The sequence below is a fragment of the Corynebacterium phoceense genome, assembly GCF_900092335.1.
GTDB classification, from domain to species: domain Bacteria; phylum Actinomycetota; class Actinomycetes; order Mycobacteriales; family Mycobacteriaceae; genus Corynebacterium; species Corynebacterium phoceense.
In genome coordinates this window covers 950,725-968,630 of record NZ_LT596208.1, presented here as the reverse complement: position 1 = coordinate 968,630, position 17,906 = coordinate 950,725, and the positions used below count along the sequence as shown (strand labels likewise).

16 protein-coding genes and 1 pseudogene are annotated in these 17,906 nt (G+C 66.6%); 13 read left to right on the top strand and 4 right to left on the bottom strand.

All coding sequences use genetic code 11. The annotated features are described in order from the left end of the window. Window positions 1-13: 13 nt before the first annotated feature. Complete coding sequence (locus tag BN9444_RS08650; protein ID WP_068801775.1) at window positions 14-769, bottom strand: hypothetical protein; 756 nt, start codon at window positions 767-769, stop codon at window positions 14-16. A gap of 18 nt (window positions 770-787) precedes the next feature. Then, window positions 788-1,603 (bottom strand): RecB family exonuclease, encoded by an 816-nt coding sequence (locus BN9444_RS08645; RefSeq protein WP_066512283.1) that lies wholly within the window; start codon window positions 1,601-1,603, stop codon window positions 788-790. 48 nt (window positions 1,604-1,651) lie between these two features. Between BN9444_RS08645 and BN9444_RS08640 the strand changes: the two genes are divergently transcribed. From BN9444_RS08640 to BN9444_RS08590, 11 genes are all read left to right on the top strand, one after another. Further along, window positions 1,652-2,899, top strand: coding sequence for a M18 family aminopeptidase (locus BN9444_RS08640; RefSeq protein WP_066488186.1), 1,248 nt, complete (start codon window positions 1,652-1,654; stop codon window positions 2,897-2,899). Between the two features lie 29 nt (window positions 2,900-2,928). Beyond that, entirely contained in the window at window positions 2,929-3,732 is an 804-nt protein-coding gene (locus tag BN9444_RS08635) for a tRNA (adenine-N1)-methyltransferase (RefSeq protein ID WP_068801774.1), read from the top strand. Between the two features lie 9 nt (window positions 3,733-3,741). Continuing rightward, complete coding sequence (gene arc / locus BN9444_RS08630) at window positions 3,742-5,358, top strand: proteasome ATPase (protein WP_084759290.1); 1,617 nt, start codon at window positions 3,742-3,744, stop codon at window positions 5,356-5,358. Continuing rightward, window positions 5,343-6,899 (top strand): depupylase/deamidase Dop, encoded by a 1,557-nt coding sequence (gene dop, locus BN9444_RS08625; RefSeq protein WP_068801773.1) that lies wholly within the window; start codon window positions 5,343-5,345, stop codon window positions 6,897-6,899. Before arc ends, dop begins: the two co-directional genes overlap by 16 nt. A gap of 20 nt (window positions 6,900-6,919) precedes the next feature. After that, on the top strand, window positions 6,920-7,108 hold the full coding sequence (locus BN9444_RS08620; protein WP_066488174.1) for a ubiquitin-like protein Pup: 189 nt from the start codon (window positions 6,920-6,922) through the stop codon (window positions 7,106-7,108). 5 nt (window positions 7,109-7,113) lie between these two features. Continuing rightward, window positions 7,114-8,502 carry a Pup--protein ligase gene (pafA, locus tag BN9444_RS08615; protein WP_068801772.1) on the top strand — a complete coding sequence of 463 codons (1,389 nt, stop codon included), beginning with the start codon at window positions 7,114-7,116 and terminating at the stop codon, window positions 8,500-8,502. Between the two features lie 58 nt (window positions 8,503-8,560). Further along, window positions 8,561-9,538: a helix-turn-helix transcriptional regulator gene (locus BN9444_RS08610; protein ID WP_066488171.1), complete on the top strand. Its 978-nt coding sequence runs from the start codon at window positions 8,561-8,563 to the stop codon at window positions 9,536-9,538. A gap of 5 nt (window positions 9,539-9,543) precedes the next feature. After that, window positions 9,544-10,650, top strand: coding sequence for a helix-turn-helix transcriptional regulator (locus BN9444_RS08605; protein WP_066488168.1), 1,107 nt, complete (start codon window positions 9,544-9,546; stop codon window positions 10,648-10,650). 69 nt (window positions 10,651-10,719) lie between these two features. Beyond that, entirely contained in the window at window positions 10,720-11,073 is a 354-nt protein-coding gene (tatA, locus tag BN9444_RS08600) for a Sec-independent protein translocase subunit TatA (protein WP_066488161.1), read from the top strand. A gap of 124 nt (window positions 11,074-11,197) precedes the next feature. Continuing rightward, the gene (tatC, locus tag BN9444_RS08595) at window positions 11,198-12,460 is read left to right on the top strand and encodes a twin-arginine translocase subunit TatC (RefSeq protein ID WP_068801771.1); all 1,263 of its coding nucleotides are present in this window, start codon (window positions 11,198-11,200) and stop codon (window positions 12,458-12,460) included. Between the two features lie 39 nt (window positions 12,461-12,499). Continuing rightward, complete coding sequence (locus tag BN9444_RS08590; protein ID WP_068801770.1) at window positions 12,500-15,295, top strand: DEAD/DEAH box helicase; 2,796 nt, start codon at window positions 12,500-12,502, stop codon at window positions 15,293-15,295. Window positions 15,296-15,362: 67 nt separating this feature from the next. Here the strand turns inward: BN9444_RS08590 and BN9444_RS08585 are convergent, their stop codons facing one another. Continuing rightward, window positions 15,363-15,653 carry a VOC family protein gene (locus BN9444_RS08585; protein ID WP_066488152.1) on the bottom strand — a complete coding sequence of 97 codons (291 nt, stop codon included), beginning with the start codon at window positions 15,651-15,653 and terminating at the stop codon, window positions 15,363-15,365. Further along, entirely contained in the window at window positions 15,646-16,266 is a 621-nt protein-coding gene (locus BN9444_RS08580) for a trypsin-like peptidase domain-containing protein (RefSeq protein ID WP_068801769.1), read from the bottom strand. Before BN9444_RS08580 ends, BN9444_RS08585 begins: the two co-directional genes overlap by 8 nt. A 33-nt stretch (window positions 16,267-16,299) precedes the next feature. Between BN9444_RS08580 and BN9444_RS13615 the strand changes: the two genes are divergently transcribed. Then, the gene (locus tag BN9444_RS13615; RefSeq protein ID WP_077210066.1) at window positions 16,300-17,430 is read left to right on the top strand and encodes a M24 family metallopeptidase; all 1,131 of its coding nucleotides are present in this window, start codon (window positions 16,300-16,302) and stop codon (window positions 17,428-17,430) included. Then, window positions 17,318-17,906, top strand: a pseudogene (locus BN9444_RS14795) (DEAD/DEAH box helicase); the annotation flags it as partial. The gene BN9444_RS13615 and the pseudogene BN9444_RS14795, both read left to right, overlap by 113 nt.

The window sequence follows — 17,906 nt, the reverse complement described above, 5'->3', positions numbered from 1 at the left end:
GCGTTCACGCCGGTCAGCGGCGTGCGCTCGCGGCCACGCAGCGCACGCCCAACGGCGTGAGCGTCACGCGCCACTTGGGCTCGTCGGCGTAGAGCCCAATCCGATTAACATGCACGAGCCCGGCGGAATCAAGCTCGCGGAGGGAAGGGGCGGCATCGGAAAGCGGGGTGCCGGTGACGCGACTCAAGGCCTTGGCGGAAATCTCCCCGCCGTCCACCGCGCCGATGCCGTGCAGCCCGGCGAGGAGCACATGGTGGCGGTCGACGAGCTCGAGGAGCTCGGGAGTCACGCCCTCCAAGCTGTGCGACAGCCGCCGAACCCGGCGCGCCCCAATGCGCTGGAGCCAGCGGACTTGGAGGTGCGCGCCCCACGCGAGGCCGAGTGCGGCGTAGAGGCCGGCGCCGACGGAGACGAGGAGGAGGGGCGGTTCGAGTTCGAGGTGGGGCAGGGTGGGCTCGACGAGCCCGTAGAGCGGGCCGATGGGGATAAGTGGCGCAATCCAGGAGTACTTGTACCAGAACGAGTAGTCTTCATCGCGAAATTCCGCGAACTGCGGCGCGACCATGGGGTAGCGGCGGATAATCCACACGGCACCAGCGACGGCGAGGACAAGCCCAAGGACGAGCAGGGGAATGGAGTGCAGCGAGAGGGCGCCGAAGGCCACGCCAGCGGGAATGGTGGGCACGAGCCATGTCGCAAAAGAAGGCAGATTACGGCTGCGGTAATAGTCAACCTCGCGGGGCTGGAAACGCTCTAACTCCTCACTCATGGTGAAGGAGGTTATCACCTAGTCGGCGGTGGACCCGGGCCATCCCGGGTACTCGGGCGGCACGCCGTCGAAGGCGGGGCAAAGCGCCTGAAAGGAGCACCAGCCGCACAGCTTGGAGGTCTTGGGCCGGAAGTCGCCGGACTTGCCGTCGCCTTCGATCTTGGCCCACAACTCGCCCAGATCACGCTCGAAGTACTCGAGCTCCTCGCGATGGGGAGCGAGGAACATCGAGTCGAGCACCTTGAGATACATCAGGCGCAGCTGAGAGGGAATGGTGTCAAAAAGACGCCAGTAGACGAGCGCGTAAAAGCGCATCTGGAACTGCGCGTCTTGTGACCACTGAGGCTTGGGCTTTTTGCCCGTCTTGTAGTCGACGACGCGGACCTCGCCCGTGGGCGCGACGTCCACGCGGTCGATGAATCCGCGCACGGGCACGCCGTTAGGCAGGACTGTGTCGACATACATCTCGCATTCGTGGGCGTCGAAGCCCTGTGGGTTTTCCATCTGGAAGTAGCCGCGCAGGAGCGTCCACGCCTCGTTGAGGAAGCGGGAGGTCTCACCCTCGGGTACGACCTCGGCCACCGCAGGGTCTTCGCACATTTTCTCCCACTCCGGCTTTATCCGCGCGACGGCCGCTTCAAACGTGCGCTCCTCACGCGGGGCCTGGTGAGTGTGCTCGAGCACCGCGTGGACGAGCGTGCCTTTGACCTGTGCCTCGGTCTTGGGCTCCGGCAGGCGGTCGATGGCGCGGAAGCGGTAGAGCAGCGGGCACTGCTTGTAGTCGCTCGCGCGCGAGGGGGACAGGGCCAGGGGGCGGGGTGTTGAAGAAGTCATGGTGGATCTCTACTCTAATGCGCTGCCAAACGTGGCAAGCTAGAGGGCATGAGTTACGCAGAGGATTTTATTGATTTCATTGCCGCCTCGCCGTCGAGCTACCACGCCGCCCACGAGGTCGCGCGCCAGCTCGTCGAGGCAGGCTTTACCCAACAGGACGAGGCCGCCGAGTGGTCCGCCGCACCCGGCGGGCACTTCCTCATCCGGGGCGGCGCCGTGATGGCGTGGTTCGTCCCGTCCCATGCCTCCCAAGACAGCGCCTTCAAAATCGTCGGATCCCACACCGACTCGCCGGGCCTGGCGCTCAAGCCCACCCCGGACTTCCAGAACGCCGGTTGGTCCCAGGTCGCCGTGGAGGTCTACGGCGGCGCGCTACTGCACACCTGGTTCGACCGCGAGCTCACCGCCGCGGGCCAGGTCGTCACCAAGGACGGGACGCAGCACCTCGTCACCACCGGCCCGGTCCTGCGCCTGCCCTCGCTGGCCATCCACCTCTACCGCTCCGACGAGTTCAAGCCGGACCGCCAGGCCCACATGCAGCCGGTGCTCACAACGGCTGAGGGGTCCATACTCGACGTCGTCGCTGCCCAGGCGGGCATCCAGCGCGAGGATATCGCCGCGTTCAACCTCATTACTGCCGATGCCGCCCGCGGCGCCGTCTTCGGTCCCCGCAACGAGTTCATCGCTGCAGGCCGCATGGATAACTTGAGCTCGGTTTACGCCTCGCTCGTCGCGCTGCTGAACGCCGCGACGTCCTATGACGGCACCGACGTGCTCGTCATGGCCGCCTTCGACCACGAGGAGGTTGGCTCGTCGTCGCGCTTCGGTGCGGCGGGCCCCATCCTCGCCGACGTCCTCGACCGCACGGGCCGCGCTTTAGGGGCAGATGAGGAGGCGCTCCACCAGATGTACGCGCGTTCCTCGTGCGTGTCTGCCGATGCCGCCCACTCCGTCCACCCCAACTACGCGGGCAAGCATGACCCGGGCCACCATCCCATCATCGGCGGCGGCCCCGTGACCAAGGTCAACGGCAACCAGCGCTATGCTTCCGATGCCACCACAGTCGCCTTGTGGGAGTCCGCCTGCGCCCGGGCCGGGGTTCCGGTCCAGCGGTTTGTGGGCAATAACGATGTGCCGTGCGGCTCGACCATTGGCCCGATCACGGCGACGCGCCTGGGCATCGACACCGTGGACGTGGGCGTGCCCATGCTGTCCATGCACTCGGCGCGCGAGATGGTCGGCGTCGACGACCAAGTGTGGCTCTCCCAGGGCCTTGAGGCATACTGGGTGGGTTAGTTTCACCCATCTCGAGGAGAGAACCGCCCATGCCTTATTCCGGCCCGTTCCACTACGGCGACCGCGTCCAGCTCACGGACGCCAAGCGCCGCCACTACACCCAGGTCCTGGAAGAGGGCGGGGAGTTCCACTCGCACAAGGGCCTTATCAAGCACTCCGACATCGTCGGATTGGACGAAGGTTCCGTGGTCCGTTCCACGCTGGGCTCGGACTTCCTGCTCTTCCGCCACCTCCTCGTCGACCACGTGCTGTCCATGCCCCGCGGTGCGGCCGTCATCTACCCGAAGGACGCGGCGCAGATCCTCGTCGAGGGCGACATCTTTATGGGCGCCCGCGTCTTCGAGGCTGGCGCTGGCTCCGGCGCGCTGTCGATGTCGCTGCTGCGTGCCGTAGGTCCTGAGGGCCACGTCTACTCCTACGAGATTCGCGAAGACCACCTCGAGTTCGCCGTGAACAACGTGCAGGAATACTTCGGCGAGCAGCCCGAATGGTGGACCCCGCGCTTGGGCGACCTCGGCGACGTGAAGGTCGAAGACTTGGGCGGCCCCGTCGACCGCGTCATCCTCGACATGGTCGAGCCGTGGCACTACCTGGACACCGTGCGCGACATCCTCATCCCGGGCGGCGTGTTCATGACCTACGTGGCGACGGTGCCGCAGCTCATGAACGTCATGGAGGGCATCCGCGAGCTCAAGTGCTTCACCGAGCCGAAGGCGTGGGAGTCCCTCGTGCGCGAGTGGAAGGTCGAGGGCCTGGCCACCCGCCCGGAGCACCGCATGAACGCACACACTGCGTTCCTCGTGTGGACCNAGGGTGACGCAGCCGCGCGCTAGGGTGGAGATATGAATGACGCCACTTCCTCGCATCAGAGTAGACACGTCAGAGAGGCACGCACGGCGACCAACCTGCGCGAGTCCGCCGAGCTTAAGCGCCACATCGAGCAGTTATCCACCCGCAACACCAAACTCGCGGGCCTGCTCCACGAGGCCCGCACGAAACTGGGCGAGCTCGCCGCGGACTTGAACGCGCTGGCCGAGCCCGCTTCCACGTACGGCACGTTCCTGCGTTATTCCAGCGCACCGCGTGGCGAGGACGGCCGCCAGGACGCCGAGGTCTACACCAACGGCCGGCGGATGCGTCTCAAGGTCGCGCCCCAGGTCGAGCCGGGCAGCCTCCAGCCGGGGGAGTCCGTACGCCTGGGCGACGGCTTCATCGTCGTGGAAGCTTGCGGCATCGAGCCGACGGGCACGCTCGTGAGCCTCGTCGAGGTCCTCGACACCGAGCACGCTGTCATCGCCACCCCCTCGGGCGACGAGCACGTCGTGCTGCTTGCCCAGCCACTGCGCGGCGCCGCCCGCGCCGGGGACAACGTCCTCGTGGATCTCAAGGCTGCCGTCGCGTTCCAGGCCATTGAGAAAACCGAGGTCTCCCAGCTCTCGCTGGAGGAAGTCCCGGACGTCCACTTCGAGGACATCGGCGGCCTTGACGCCCAGATTTCCCAGATCCGTGACGCCGTCGAGCTGCCTTTCCTCCACCCGGACCTCTACCGCGAGTTCGACCTCCACCCGCCCAAGGGCGTGCTGCTTTACGGCCCGCCGGGCTGCGGTAAAACGCTCATCGCAAAGGCTGTCGCGAATTCGCTCTCGGCGTCGCTCGGCGCGTCCGCTCCGAGTTATTTCATTAACGTCAAGGGCCCCGAGCTGCTCAACAAGTATGTGGGCGAGACCGAGCGCCGCATTCGCCTCATCTTCGAGCGCGCCCGCGAGCTCGCCAGCGGGGGCGACCGCCCGGTCATCGTCTTCTTCGACGAGATGGAGTCCATCTTCCGCACCCGCGGCACGGGCGTGTCCTCGGACATGGAGACCACCGTCGTCCCGCAGCTGCTCACGGAGCTCGACGGCGTGGAAGACCTGCGCAACGTCATCGTCATCGGCGCGACCAACCGCGAAGAGCTCATTGATCCGGCGATCATGCGCCCGGGCCGTCTCGACATCAAGATTCGCGTCAGCCGCCCGACGCGGCAGGGCGCCCGCGAGATCTTCGCGCGCCACTTCCCGGACACCGTGCCGCATGCCCAGCCCGTGGACGATCTCATCGACGCCGCGGTGGGAGAGCTCTACGCCGACCGTCCCTTCGTCGCCCTGCACTTCGTGGGCGTCGACGAGCCGGGCGTGCTGCACTACCGCGACTTCGTCTCTGGCGCGATGATCGCCAATATCATTTCGCGCGCGAAGAAGCTCGCCATCAAGGAGGCCCTCGGCGCTGGCACGCCCGCCGCCATGTCCAGCGCGCACTTGCACCAGGCCATCGCCGCCGAGCAGGCCGAAAGCGAGCACCTGCCCACCTCCACGAACCCGGACGAGTGGGCGCGCATCGCGGGCAACGGCTCGCGCAGCGGCCGGTCCATTGAACGCGTCGAACTACTCGGATTCAGGAGCCCGACATGGCACAGCAACTAGAGAGCACGCGCGTCCCGCGTTTTATGGGCACGGAGACCGAATACGGCATCTCGTGCCCCACGAACCCGGCGCTGTCACCCATCGTCACCTCAACGCACGCCGTCGTCGCCTACGGCGCGCTGCACACCACCGCGCGCTCGCGCTGGGATTTTGCCGAGGAACACCCGCTGCGCGATCAGCGCGGCTTTGATCTCAAGCGCTACCAGACCGTGCCCGTGGTCGATCCCAACGCCATCGGCGTCGCCAACGTCGTGCCCAGCAATGGCGCACGTTTTTACGTCGATCACGCTCACCCGGAGTATTCCTCGCCGGAATGCCTCGGCGCGTGGGACGCGATGGTCTACGACGCGGCTGGAGACGTGCTTGCGCGGCGCGCGTTGGCCGGAGTGGCCGAGCTCTACGAGGAAAACAACTCCATCCTCCAGGGCCACGAGCCCTGCCCGCCGCTGCGCTTCTACAAGAACAACGTCGACGGCAAGGGCGCCTCGTACGGCGCGCACGAGAACTACCTCTATAACCGGGACACCGACTTTGACCGGCTCGCGCACGCACTCATCCCATTTTTCGTCGCGCGCCAGGTGCTCACCGGCGCCGGCCGCGTGGGCCTAGGCCACGATGGCGACAGGCCGGGTTTCCAGATTTCCCAGCGCGCGGACTACATCGAGCAAGAGATTTCGCTGGAGACGACGCTCAACCGCGGCATCATCAACACCCGCGACGAGCCCCACGCCGAGGCCGGCCGCTTCGGCCGCCTCCACGTCATCATTGGCGACGCGAACTGCTCGCAGACCTCGGCGCTGCTCAAGCTCGGCACGACCTCGCTCGTCCTCGACGCCATCGAGGACGGCGTGGACTTTTCCGACCTTCAGCTTGCCGATGCCGTCTCCGAGGTCGCCGCAGTCTCCCACGACGTCTCCTTGACGCACCGTCTCGTGCTGGGGGATGGCCGCGAACTCACGGCGCTGGAGCTGCTGGGGGAGTACCGCACGCGCGTCACCCCGCGTACCGCGGCGGACGAGAAGGTCATCGCCGCCTGGGACGAGGCAGCGGGCCTACTCGCCGAGGACCCGCTTAAAGCTGCGCACTTGCTCGACTGGGTCGCCAAGTGGCGACTCATCAAGGCCTTCCTCGACCGCGGCATAGACCCGGACAACCCGAAGCTCGCGGCCATCGACATCCAGTACGCGGATATCGACCCGGCGAAGTCGCTCTACCACGCGCTCGTGCGCAAAGGCCAGATGCGCACGCTCGTCACCGACGCCGAACTCGAGCGCGCCTCGGTGACCCCTCCGCGCGAGACTCGCGCCTACTTCCGGGGTCGCGTCACCGAGAAGTTCGGTGACGCCGTCGTCGCGGCCAGCTGGCAAAACGTCGCGCTGCGCGCGAAGGACAGCTACGCCCTGTTCCACCTCGACGAGGTCGACGCCGCGACGGGACCTGACATCATCGCGGCCCTCGAGAACACACCCGCCGGCGACGTCCACGCCCTTCTGGGGGCGCTCGCCAAGGCTGGCCTCAACCCCGAGTATCGTCATCTATAACCCAACCTCAAGGAGAAATCATGGCTGACAAGCAATCCCAGATCTCTGGCGGCGGTGCCGGCGAGGACGACGCCCTGGAGGGGGCATCGGCAAGCCAGGCGCAGATTAATACGGCAGGCACGGACGACTTGCTCGACGAGATTGACGGCCTGCTCGAGTCCAACGCCGAGGAATTCGTGCGCTCCTACGTGCAAAAGGGTGGCCAGTAAGCCTCATGAGCGTGCATTACCGCCGGATTATGGGCGTGGAGACGGAGTACGGCATCACGGCGCGCACACCTGCGGGAAGCCGCCAGCTTCACCCGGACGAGATCGCGCGCGAGCTCTTTCGCCCGGTCATCGACGAGTATTCTTCGTCGAACGTCTTCGTGCCCAACGCCTCGCGTCTCTACCTCGACGTGGGCTCGCACCCTGAGGTCGCCACGGCCGAGTGCGACTCGCTGAGCCAGCTGCTCGCCTACGAGCGCGCCGGGGACGTCATGGTCGACCGCCTCGCGCGTCAGGCCGAGGCCGCCACCGGCGCGCAGGTCTACCTGTTTAAGAACAACGTGGACTCCGTGGGCAATTCCTACGGCTGCCACGAGAATTACCTCGTGGGCCGCGACCTCGTTCTGCGCGACCTGGGTCGTGCGCTCCTGCCGTTTATGATTACCCGCCAGCTCATCTGCGGCGCCGGGCTTATCCAGCCGGCCAAGGGCGACCAGCCTGCGCAGTTCCTGCTCTCGCAGCGCGCGGACCAGGTCTGGGAGGGCGTGTCCTCCGCGACGACACGTTCGCGGCCGATCATCAATACGCGCGACGAGCCCCACGGCGACTCCGCACGCTTCCGCCGCATGCACGTCATCGTTGGTGACTCGAACATGGCCGAGCCCACGTTCGCGCTGAAAGTCGGCACGACGCTGCTCATGCTTGAGATGATCGAGGCCGGCTTCGAGCTGCCTAACCTGGAAATCGTCGAGCCTATCGCCCGGATCCGCGACATTGCGCGCGACACCACGGGCCGCACGGTCCTGGAGCTCGCGTCCGGCGGCACCATCACCGCGCTCGAGGTCCAGCAGGCGCTTCACGCCCGCGCCGTCGAGTGGCTCGCGCAGCGCCCAGACGAGGGCACCCCGCGCACCGAACTCGAGCGCGTGGTTAAGCTGTGGGGCCGCGTCCTCGACGCGCTGGAATCCGGCGACCTGTCCGACGTTGCACAGGACGTCGACTGGATCATCAAACTCCAGCTCCTCGAGCGCTACCGCGATCGCCTGGGCGGGGACTGGGGCCATCCCAAGCTCGCGCAGGTCGACCTCACGTACCACGACATCCGCCCGGGCCGCGGGCTGTACTCCGTCCTGGAATCCCGCGGGCTCATTAACCGCTGGACCACCGATGCCGCCATCACCCGCGCCGCCGACACCGCCCCGCCCACCACGCGCGCGTGGATGCGCGGGCAATTCCTCGCCAAGGCGAAGGAGACCGGCGCGAACTACACCGTGGACTGGACGCGCATGAAGGTCAACCGGCCCGAAGCGCGGGTGGAGGAATTTAGCGATCCCTTCATCTCGGCGGACGCGCGCCTCGACGCGCTGCTAGAGTACATGGACGTACACGCCCGTTAACTTGCCGAATAACGGATAACCGACGCTCCCCACCACCACTTTTCTTGGAAGGCACTCCATGTCGCGGTACGACGACGCAGTAGAACGCATGACCCGGCTCACCTTCGTGCTTCTTGGCGCGGCTGAGCATAGCCGCAACCCGGAGCGCTCCGCCGCGTGGATTATCGAACACGTCGAAGGCTATAGCGAGTCCAAAGAACCCAGCACCATGCTCAAGCGTGATGCTAAGGACCTGCACCGCGTGGGCGTGCCTATCCATCGCCGTTCTGGCGGCGGCGACGAGAACACGCTCTACCGCATCGACCGGGACAGCTACCGCCTGCCGGAAATTTCTTTTACGGCGGAGGAGGCCCTCGCGCTCTCGCTCATCCGCGGCTTCAACCAGTTTGGCGAGTTGTCCCGCTACTCCGATACCGGCTGGGCCAAGATGGCCGCCGCCGGCGTGACCTCAGCTCCTGGCGCCGAGGAGCACCCGCTTCAGCACGTCCTCGCCACCAACGACCTCAATCGTCTACGCGCCGAAGACTTCTACATGCTCGTCAACGCCGTCGAGCGTTCCTACCGCATCAGCTTCCACTACCGCGCCACGCCCACCACGCCGCTCACCAAGCGCCGGATGGATCTGTGGGGCATGGTGACCCAGGGCGGCCGCGTCTATCTCGTCGGCTTCGACATCGACCGTCAGGCCCCGCGCGCATTCCGCATCACCCGCCTGCGCGAGGTCGCCCTCCAGCGCAAGAGCCCCGAATTTACCCAGCCCACAGCGCCGCTCGACGATATCGTTGCGGACATCTTGCAGCCGCACGACCTCATCGATGCCGTCCTCGAGATCCCCGAAGGCACCGCCCAGGAGCTCGCCGTGCGCGGCACCCGCCGCCCCGACGGCCGCTACGCGCTCACGGGCGTTTCGCTCGACTGGCTTACCCGCACCGCCGTCGGTTTTGCGCCCGAAGTCGATATCCTCGAGCCCGCCGCCGCGCGCGAGCGCGTGCGCGAACTGCTCCAGGCCGCCCCAACCACTACCGAGGAGGACTAATCGCCATGTCCACGAATCTCGATAAGAACCAAACCCTGGTGCGGTGGCTCAACCTCGTGCCGTACTTCCGCAATAAGCCGGAGGCGTCCATCTTCGAAGCAGCCCAAGACCTCAACATGGATGCCAAAGAGGTCAAGAGCGCCCTCGACGCGCTCACGACCACCGGCGTTGGCTCGTACACGGAAGAGATGCTCGACCTCATCGTCGACTACCGCGGCGTCAATATCCTCAATGATCAGGGTCTGGACAAGCCGCTGCGCTTGACCCCCACGGAGGCCGGTACGTTCCTCCTTAGCCTCGAGGCCCTCGAGGCCATCCCGGGCCTCGTCGACGCCGACGCCGTGCGCTCCGCCGCGGCCAAGCTGCGTGCCGTCCTCGACGAGCGCGGCGTGGGCATCTACGACTCCGCCGCGGAGCCCGACCCTGTCGAGTCGCCCCTGCAAGCCCAGCTTGCCGATGCCCTCCGCGACGGCGTCCAAGTTGCCTTCACGTACTGGGCCGCCTCGAGCGATACCACTTCGCACCGCACCGTCTCGCCCGCCCAAATCTATGTCCGGGAGGGGGAGAGCTACCTCATCGCGTGGCAAGAGGACCGCGGCGCTCACCGCACGTTCCGTCTCGACCGCATGCGCGACCTGCAGGTGCTCGACACGCCCGCCACGCCGCACAAGGACGAGCTCAAGTTCGATGCCGAGGATCCTTTCGGCTATGACCGCTACGAAGAGGCTGTCCTCGACATCCACCCGGATGCCACGTGGCTGGCCGAACACTATGACATTGAGTTCCACATCGTCGACTCGGATGACCGCGTTGTCGAGGGTGAGTTCGCACGCGTCGTGGATTCGGCTGCCCTCGATGCCGAGCTCTCCGGCGCTGACGATGACGGTTACGACCCGGACGATCCGGATGACGCGCCCATCGATGACCCGCTGCCGCAGCTGGCTACCGCCTCCGACGGCTGGGTGCGCGCCACGATGCCCGTCGCCTCCGAGGAATGGATGGTGCGTTTTTGCTTGGGGCAAGCTGACAGATTGCGGGTAATTGGCCCCCAAAAGTTGGTTGATGCTGTTGCTCGCGCCGCGTCTGCGGCCCGCGCCCGTTATACTCAATAAACGTTTCACCCCGGTCGTCGACACCGTCATGACGCCGCCGGATTAACTACCACTGAAAGAGGTCTTGCAATGGGCAGGATTGGCGCTCCCGAGATTATCATCATCGTCCTCATCATCGTTTTGCTCTTCGGTGCGAAGAAGCTGCCGGACTTGGCCCGCTCGCTGGGTCGCTCCATGCGCATCATCAAGTCTGAGGTCAACGAGATGAACAACGACAATGATCGTCCCTCGAGCGACCTCGAGCAGAACCAGCTCCCGCAGGGCCAACAGCAGTTCCAGCAGACCGCGCAGCAGAACTTCACGCAGCAGCCCCAGGCCCAGCAACCACTGCCGCCGCAGCAGCCCAACTACGGCTCTACTGGCAATTACCAGGGCGGCGACTACGGCCAGGCGCCGCAGCAACAGCAGAACCCGAACGCCTAAGGCAGGCGTGCTCCAGTTCTCTCGCCTAGAGCTTCAGGCCTAGGCATGCTTAACGGCGCTCATCGTCACCGCGACTCCCGGTGACCGTGGGCGCCTCCTGTGTTGAAGATAAAGGTTGCCCTCCATGACCACAGCCCCGAACCCCGGTTCCGACCCGCAGCGTCCGCAGAGCCCCCGTGGCGCGAAACGCGCGGGTGCCCTCGCGCGTCTGCGCGCGGCGCGTAAGCCGAAGAACCCGACGGGGGACATGACGCTCGTCGAGCATCTCCAGGAACTGCGGCGCCGCCTCTTCTTCGCCGTGCTCTTCATCGGCATCGGCACCATCGTGGGCTTCTACTGGTATGCCCAGGCCCCGTTCGGCTGGCCAAGCCTCGGCGACTTCCTGCGCGGACCCTACTGCGACCTGCCGGCGAACCTTCGCGCCTCGTTTACCAACGACAACGAGTGCCGCCTGCTGGCCACCAAGCCCTTTGAGATGTTCATGCTGCGTCTCAAGGTCGGCGCGCTCGCGGGCCTCGTCATCTCCTCGCCGTTCTGGCTCTACCAGGTTTGGGCCTTCGTCGTGCCCGGCCTGCACAAGAACGAACGCCGCTGGACCTATATCTTCGTCTTCTTCGCCGTCCTGCTCTTCCTCGCCGGCGCCTTCTTGTCCTATTTCGTCATGAGCCAGGGCCTCGAGTTCCTCCTCTCCGTCGGCGACGAATTCCAGACCACCGCGCTCTCCGGCGGCGACTACTACAACTACTTCCTTGCGATGCTGGTCATCTTTGGCATCAGCTTCGAAGTACCGCTCGTCATCGTCATGCTCAACATCCTGGGCATCCTCGCGTACACCGCCATCCAGGGCAAGCGTCGCCTCATCATCGTCATCGTCATGATCTTCGCGGCGGTACTCACCCCGGGCGGCGAACCCATCGCGATGGTCACCATGGGCACCGCCGTGTGCCTCCTCGTCGAAATCGCCTTCCAGCTCTGCCGCATCAACGACAAGCGCCGCAACCGCGAGCGCCCCGAGTGGATGGACCTCGACGACGAGCAGGCTTCCGGCCCCATCAGCGCATCGGGCCCCATTGGCTCCGCGGGACTTGAAGCACCCCAGCCCGTCGATGCCCCCGCGCCTGTCGCTCCCTCCAGCTCCGGCTACTCCCGCGCCCAGGTCCGCCGCGAGCAGGGCCTGCCGCCCCAGTCTCCTCAGCAAATGCAGCAACCGCCGGTACCCGCGCGCCAAGCCAGCACCCAGCGACGCCCGCAGCCCGGCATGATGCCGCCGGCACCGCAGCAGCAAGCGCCGAACCAACAGGCTCCCCACCAGCAGACGCCGCAGGGGAGGCAAACGCCGGACGGGGGCGCATCGGCAGGCCCGAGCATCTTTGACGACGTACTCTAAGCCCGCGCGGCGCGGGGCTGCCGTGTAGGGTGAGCAGATATGACTACCACCCACCTTGAGGCTTTCGCCGCTGGACTTTCCCATCCGCTCGATCCGTTCCAGGTGGAGGGCTGCCGCGCCATCGAGGAGGGCCATGGCGTCCTCGTCTGTGCGCCTACCGGCGCTGGCAAGACCATCGTCGGCGAGTTCGCCGTCTCGTTGGCGCTCTCGCAGGGCACGAAGTGCTTCTACACCACGCCGATTAAGGCGCTGAGCAATCAGAAGTATCACGACCTCGTCGCGGAGCACGGCGAGGACGCCGTGGGCCTGCTCACCGGCGATGTCTCCATCAACGGCAGCGCGGAGATCGTCGTCATGACCACCGAGGTTTTGCGCAATATGATTTACGCGGAGTCACCGGCGCTCGATCGACTCACGCACGTGGTCATGGACGAAATCCACTTCCTCGCAGACGCTTCACGCGGCGTCGTGTGGGAGGAGGTCATCCTCAACCTGCACCCCGCGGTCAACGTCGTGGGCTTGTCCGCTACCGTGTCCAACTCTGAGGAATTCGGTGAGTGGCTCTCCGCCGTCCGTGGAGACACGAAGGTCATCGTCTCCGAGCACCGTCCCGTTCCGTTGGATCAGTGGATGCTCGTGGGCCGCAAGATCTACCCGCTCTTCGAGCCCGAGTCCGGCGGCCAGGTCAACCGCGAGCTCGCACACCGCATCCAGCGCCTTGAGGCGGGCGACACGGATGACGGCCGCGCAGATTATCGCTCCGGCGCGTCCTTCCGTTCACGCTCCAAGCACGGCGAGGACCATGCGCCGCGGCGCTCCGGAGCCTCCCGCCAGCAGGACCGTTATCGCCCGCTAGGACGCCCGGAAGTCCTCAAGGTACTCCAAGCACAGAACATGCTGCCGGCGATTACGTTCATCTTCTCCCGCGCGGGCTGCGACGGTGCGCTATATCAGTGCCTACGCTCGCGCATGGTGCTCACCAGCCCGGAGGAGACTGAGGAAATCAAGGCCATCGTCAACGCGGGCGTCGAAGGCATCCCGGAAGAAGACCTCCAGGTCCTCGACTTCAAGCGCTGGCGGGAGGCCCTCTCGCGCGGCTTCGCCGCCCACCACGCCGGCATGCTCCCGGCGTTCCGCCACATCGTGGAAGAGCTCTTCGTCAAGGGGCTCGTCCGCGCCGTCTTCGCTACGGAAACGCTTGCACTGGGCATCAATATGCCGGCGCGCACGGTCGTGCTGGAGAAACTCATTAAGTACAACGGCGAGGCTCACGTCGACCTTACGCCAGGCCAGTACACGCAGCTCACAGGACGCGCGGGCCGCCGCGGCATCGACACACTGGGCAACGCCGTCGTCCAGTGGACCCCAGCCATGGACCCGCACGCCGTCGCCGGCCTGGCCTCCACGCGCACGTACCCGCTCGACTCGACGTTCACGCCCGGCTACAACATGGCCATCAATCTGCTGGGGCTCATGGGCTTCGACGACTCGCTGCGCCTTATCGAGCGCTCCTTCGCCCAGTTCCAGGCAGATGGTTCCGTCGTCGAGGAGGCCGCAGAAATCGAGCGCGCCGAGCAGCGCGTGCGCGAACTCCGTACGGAGCTTGCCAGTGCCGTCTCCGCCCTCGCCCCGCCCACCCGCGACGACGAGGACCCCGCGGAATTACTGGGCGAATACACGGACCTGCGCCATAAACTTACAGGCGAGGAGCGCAAGGCCGCCAAGGATTCCACGGCGCAGCGCAACGTCGAGGTAGTCAAGGTGCTCGCGCGCCTGCAGCTCGGCGACGTCATTGCGATGGCTGGGCGCAAGCACCCCATCCTCGCCGTGGTCAACACGCCAGCGAACCAGGCGCAGGACCCGCGCCCGTGGGTGACGACGGAGCAGGGCTGGTCGGGGCGCATCGATGCCTCTGGCATTGGCAATCCGCCCATCGTCGTGGGCCACATGCGCATTCCGCGCGGCATGAATAAGAACCCGCGCCGCCACACAAAGTTCTTCCAAGACCAGTTCCGCCGCAACCACTACGATCGGCCGCGCAAAATGAAAATGACAACGCGCAACCGGCCCAGCAAAAAGGTGGGGGAGTTGCGCGACGCCATCCGCCAGCACCCCGTGCACGCGTGGCCAGCGGCCGACCGCGAGCAGCTCGCGCGCCTCGCGGCGAAGCTCACCCGCCGCGAGTCCGAGCTCGCCAAGCTCAAGGGCGTTGTCTCCACGGCGCGCGACACCCTAGGCACGACGTTTACGCGCATCGTGGAGCTGCTTGCAGAGATGGACTACGTCGAGTTCGAAGGCTTCGGCGACGACCGCCGCCCGCTCGTCACGGACGAGGGCGACCGCCTGGCACACATCCACTCCGACGCCGACCTCCTCGTCGCGCAGTGTCTCAAGCGCGGCATCTGGAACGACCTGGACCCTGCGGAACTCGCTGGCGTGGCCTCGATGTGCATCTTTGAAAACCGCAAGGCCACCTCCGGCGAGCCCGAGGCCGCCACGGAGCCCATGGCCGACGCCATGAACGCCACTGTGCGCATCTACACCGAGCTCATCGCCGACGAGGAGCGCCACCGCCTGCCGCTCACGCGCCAGCCGGACGCGGGTTTCTCGCTCGCCATCCACCAGTGGACCGCGGGCGCCCCGCTGGGCTACTGCATGGCCGCGGCCAACGAGTCCGGCGCCGAACTCACGCCGGGCGACTTCGTGCGCTGGTGCCGCCAGGTCGTTGATCTTCTCCAGCAGATCGCCAAGACTGGCTACGAGGACGAAATCCGCGCCAACGCCCGGCGCGCCATCGACGCCATCCAGCGCGGCGTCGTCGCCATCGGCGCCTAAGCCGCCGGAAATCCCTCCCACACGGATAAGCCCCTCGCAGCGCTCGACCACGGTCTGAACGGATTTCTTAGGCGTCCTCGCCGGCGATGCCAATCTGGCACGTCACGCCGAAGGGGTCGACCATCCAGCCATGCTGGCCGCGCGCTGGGTCGGCGCTGAGGCACTCGTGCCACGACGCGGCCGCTTGGGCGGCATCGGCAGCCGTGGCGAAGAACGAGGCACCCGGCCGGGCTGTGCAAAGGAACGGGTCACCACGCGAGAGTCGGGGAAGGTCTCCAGGTAATAGTCGAGCGCTGCGGCGGCCTCGTCGACGGTGCGGTTCATCCAGAAGGTGGGAGTAATGATCGGCGTCAGGCATGGGCGCCTTTCATAAGGAGGAGTGCCCGGGCTGCGCGGCGCAGCGACGGAAGATGGGGTGCGACAAGACTCACGGTCGCCAGGCCGAGGTTCGTGCCGAACGGATCGAGGACGAGCGACTGCACGCCCGCCACTGTGTCGCCGAGGAGGACGGGGCCGCCGCTATCGCCTTTGACCGCGCCATGCGCCACGAGCGCGCCGTGGCGCACGCGTGTGAGCCCGTCCCGGGACACGGCCCAAGGCAGCGTCGCGACGAGCAGGCCGCGGTAGTCGTGCACGTCGAGTGCGCGCCCGCCAAAGCCGCGTGTACACGTGGTCTGGCCCAGCTGCACCCGGTCTCGCAGCAGGCCCGGCACCGCGCGCGGACCGGCGGGACGGTCAAGGAGGGCGAGCGCCAGATCCGTGCCGTTGATGACGCGCACGGCGGAAACGCGGGCAGAGACCCCGGCGCGTGTGACGCGGTACGGCCCTGGTTCCCGGAAGAAGTGTGCGCACGTGAGCACAAGCCGCGGCGCCACGTACGCGTGCGGCTGCAGGTCCGGGGCAACCAGGGTGCCCGAGCAGTAGCTCCCGGCGCGCGTGAGCCGCACGACGGGCAGGGGAGAGGTGTTCATTCCCACGACAGTACCGCGATTAAACTAACCAGCATGTCGCATGAGATTAAACCTTTTGCCCCGTCCGTCTACGCCGCGCGCGTGGCACGTGCCCAGGAGGTCCTGCGCGCGCAGGGGCTCGACGCGCTACTTGCTGCGACGGGCCCGGATTTCGCGTACCTCACTGGCTCGTGGATGACCTCCAATGAGCGCCTCACCGCGCTGGTCATCCCGGCCGAGGGGACGCCGCGTCTCGTCGCGCCGCAGACGGATGTGCTCGAGCTGCAGTCCACGGCCGTGCCTGAGATGGGCGTGGAGCTTTCCGGGTGGGCCGATGGCGAGGACCCGTACGGGCTCGCGCTGGGCGAGGCCGGCTACGCGCGGCTCGCGGTCTCGGCGTCGCTCACCGCGGACCACCTCTTTAAGCTCCAGGAACACGCGCCGGACGCGAAGCTCTCACTGGCGTCGACGGCGCTTTCAGAACTATTCATGCGCAAGGATGACGCGGAGCTCAAGCAGCTGCGCGGGGCGGCGGCCGCCATCGACCGCGTCCATGAAGCCGTTCCGGAGTTGCTGCGCGCTGGCCGCACGGAGCGCGAGGTCGCCGCGGATATCGAGGAGCGCATCCTCGCTGAGCACGTCTCCGTCGACTTCATCATCGTCGGCTCTGGGCCCAACGGCGCGAATCCGCACCACAGCTTCTCGGACCGCGTGCTGGCCGAGGGCGAGCCGGTCGTCGTCGACATCGGAGGCACGTTCGGCGCGGGCTACCACTCGGACTGCACCCGCACCTACGTCGTGGGTGGGCCCGAGCTTGCCGATGCCCCCTTCCGCGACGCCTACGCCATCCTCGCCGAGGCACAAGCAGCGGCCNGCCGTCGCCGGCCTGGCCTCCACGCGCACGTACCCGCTCGACTCGACGTTCACGCCCGGCTACAACATGGCCATCAATCTGCTGGGGCTCATGGGCTTCGACGACTCGCTGCGCCTTATCGAGCGCTCCTTCGCCCAGTTCCAGGCAGATGGTTCCGTCGTCGAGGAGGCCGCAGAAATCGAGCGCGCCGAGCAGCGCGTGCGCGAACTCCGTACGGAGCTTGCCAGTGCCGTCTCCGCCCTCGCCCCGCCCACCCGCGACGACGAGGACCCCGCGGAATTACTGGGCGAATACACGGACCTGCGCCATAAACTTACAGGCGAGGAGCGCAAGGCCGCCAAGGATTCCACGGCGCAGCGCAACGTCGAGGTAGTCAAGGTGCTCGCGCGCCTGCAGCTCGGCGACGTCATTGCGATGGCTGGGCGCAAGCACCCCATCCTCGCCGTGGTCAACACGCCAGCGAACCAGGCGCAGGACCCGCGCCCGTGGGTGACGACGGAGCAGGGCTGGTCGGGGCGCATCGATGCCTCTGGCATTGGCAATCCGCCCATCGTCGTGGGCCACATGCGCATTCCGCGCGGCATGAATAAGAACCCGCGCCGCCACACAAAGTTCTTCCAAGACCAGTTCCGCCGCAACCACTACGATCGGCCGCGCAAAATGAAAATGACAACGCGCAACCGGCCCAGCAAAAAGGTGGGGGAGTTGCGCGACGCCATCCGCCAGCACCCCGTGCACGCGTGGCCAGCGGCCGACCGCGAGCAGCTCGCGCGCCTCGCGGCGAAGC